The sequence below is a fragment of the Burkholderia latens genome (assembly GCF_902499045.1).
GTDB lineage: Bacteria > Pseudomonadota > Gammaproteobacteria > Burkholderiales > Burkholderiaceae > Burkholderia > Burkholderia latens.
Genome location: NZ_CABVPL010000099.1, coordinates 1 through 2,792, shown reverse-complemented (window position 1 = coordinate 2,792; position 2,792 = coordinate 1). Strand labels below are relative to the sequence as shown.

1 protein-coding gene is annotated in these 2,792 nt (G+C 70.6%); it reads left to right on the top strand.

Annotated features, from left to right (window positions below):
* Positions 1-628 precede the first annotated feature (628 nt).
* Complete coding sequence (locus BSE24067_RS32080) at positions 629-2,752, top strand: site-specific recombinase (RefSeq protein WP_151068754.1); 2,124 nt, start codon at positions 629-631, stop codon at positions 2,750-2,752.
* The last annotated feature ends 40 nt before the right edge of the window (positions 2,753-2,792 follow it).

Below are 2,792 nucleotides of genomic sequence, written 5' to 3'. Positions count from 1 at the left end.
CCGCATTGCTCGCGGCGGCCGCCGCGGCCGCCGCGCCAGCTGTGCCGTGCCCGGCCAACCCCACGGCCGGTGGCGACGCCGGCGCGACGGGCAAGTCCGGCGCGTAAGCGTGCGGTGCGCGGGCGAGCGCCCGCGCATTCGCGCACGCGGCTGCCATGCGGCCGCCATGAGGCTGCATTTTGCGGCGGGCCTGCGACGCCGGTACCGACCGGTGGCAGTGAACCGCATGCGCGCGCCGCCGCACACGCGAGTGCGCCGCCATCGCCGCTGCAGCAGATGCCGCGCGACGTCCATCGGCCGGACGGCCGCTTTGCATTGTTTGTCAAAATCGGCCGGAACCCGCACTCGGCCATATGGTCGGCTTGCGTTTTCACGCCTGATTGACGATCCTACGCACTTTCCGGCTCGTGCCGCCGTCGTGCGCGCCAGCCGACGGCGATCCGCCCGTCGTATCCGGTCCGGTCGCCGCGTCTCCCTGGGTACGCATGCACCGCGTCGGGGCAGCCGCATCGCGGGTCGCCGCGCAGCGTCCGGCCACCCGGCCAGCGTCACCGTTCTCCCCGGCGCCGCGCCGCGATCCCAGCCGGCATCCCGAACCCGCCCGTCCAGGGCTTTCGCTGTTCCGTTTATGTTTCGTTCCCTGACGACCCTGATCAAGAAGTGGCGCGCGTCGCGCAATGCCGGCCACCAGCTCGACGCACTGCTCGCGCATGGCGACGCCGACGCGTCGTATGCCGAGCGCAGTGAATGGCTGATCGAGCTCGCGCACTGGCTGCGCCGCAGCGGTGCGATGCAGGCCCCGCAGGACGCGCCGGCCGGTCGCGACGCCGACGCACGCACGTATCCGGCGCACGCGCGCCTGCGCTACCTGTTCCACGTGCTCGATCGCAATCCCGAATGGAAGTCGCACGCGGCGCGCATCCTGCGCGGAATCCTGCGCGAATGCGACGGCATCTCGCTGCTGTGCGACGCGGGAATGCCCGTGCATTCGGGCTTCTTCGGCGCGCTGTTCGAGCGGGTCGACTCGTCGCTGATCCCGCCCGCGCCGAACCGCCGCGAGCTGACGGCGCTGTTCACGCTGATGTTCCCCGCGCCGGAAGACGTGCAATGGATCGACGCGCTGCCCGACGACCTGCTCGCGCGCGTCGCGGAGCTGATCGCGTTCGACGTCACCGACGAGGAACGCCACGAGCCCGGCTCGTTCTCGCGCGACCTGCTGGCCGCGCTGCACAACCTGACCTGCCAGATCAGCTCGACCGGCCTGTCGCAGACGGTGCGCAGCCGCCTGTCGGACGACGACGCGCGCAAGCCGATCGACACGCAGCCGTTCTACCGCCTCACACGCGCGATGCTCGCGGTCGAGACCGCGCATGCGGCCGTCGAGGACGGCGGCGACCCGAGCAAGCTGCTGCATGAGGTGAACTACCTGCGCATGCTGCTCGACAAATGCCGGATCGCGGTCGACGACGTGTTCGCGCACCTGTACCGCAACGGCGTGTCGGTCGACATCGTGTTCCAGGTCGAGCGGATGCGCATGCGCATCGTGCGCGCGGAAATGCTGCTGAACGCGTGGATGGCACGCGACGACCTGCGCGGGATGGCGCGCCTGACGGCGGAACTCGTCGACGCGAACCAGAACAGCCAGAGCGTGTCGCACCTCGTGCGCAGCAATTTCTCGCTGTTCGCGCGCAAGCTCGTCGAGACCAACGCGGACACCGGCGAGCACTACATCTCGCGCGGCCGCGCCGAATACCTGAAGATGCTGCGGATGGCGGCGGGCGGCGGCCTCGTCACGGTCGCGACCGTGTGCGTGAAGTTCGCGATCACGGGCGCGCACCTGCAGTCGATGCTCGAAGGGCTGCTCGCGGGCGTCAACTACGCGGCGAGCTTCATGCTGATGCACTTCCTGCACTTCACGCTCGCGACCAAGCAGCCGGCGATGACCGCGCCGACGCTCGCGCGCGAGCTCGACGACACGGGCCACGACGAAGGCGTGAAGGCATTCGTCGCGTCGGTGATTGCGCTGATCCGCACGCAGGCCGCGGCGATCTCCGGCAACGTGCTCGTCGTGCTGCCCGTGTGCCTGCTCGTGCAGCTGTTCGCGAGCAACCTGCTGCATGCGAACCTGATTTCGCCGCAGAAGGCGCACGCGACGCTGCATTCGTTCTCGCTGCTGGGCCCGACGCCGTTCTACGCGGCGCTCACGGGGGTGCTGCTGTGGGCGTCGAGCCTGCTCGCGGGCTGGGCCGACAACTGGTTCGTGCTGCACCGGGTCGGCGACGCACTTGCGTACAACCGCCGGCTGCGGCTCACGCTCGGCGCGGCCGGCGCCGCGAAGTTCGCGCACTTCTGCCGGTCGAACGTCGCGGGCGTGGTCGCCAACGTCGGTCTCGGCCTGATGCTCGGCCTGATCCCGGCGATCGTCACCGTGTTCCTGTTCCCGTTCGAAGTGCGGCACGTGACGCTGTCGGCCGGCTCGATCGGCGTCGCGCTCGGCGTGCTCGGCAAGGGCGCGCTGAGCACGCCCGAGCTGTGGTGGGCCTGCGCGGGCGTGCTCAGCATGGCGATCCTCAACGTGCTCGTGAGTTTCGCGCTCGCGTTCACGATGGCCGTGCGCTCGCGCAGCCTGCGCCGCACCAAGGTGCGCGCGCTGCTCGGCGCGATCGTCCGCACGGTGCTGTCGAAGCCGTCCGCGCTGTTCTGGCCGGCCGGCGCAACGCCGGCCCGGGGCGGCCAGACGAGCTCGCACTGAGCGTGTAGCCGCGCGCGGCATCCTCGCCGGGGTGCCGCCG

Coding starts and splice junctions, on each gene's coding strand:
- BSE24067_RS32080 (WP_151068754.1), top strand. CDS start 629: ATGTTTCGTTCCCTGACGACCCTGATCAAGAAGTGGCGCGCGTCGCGC.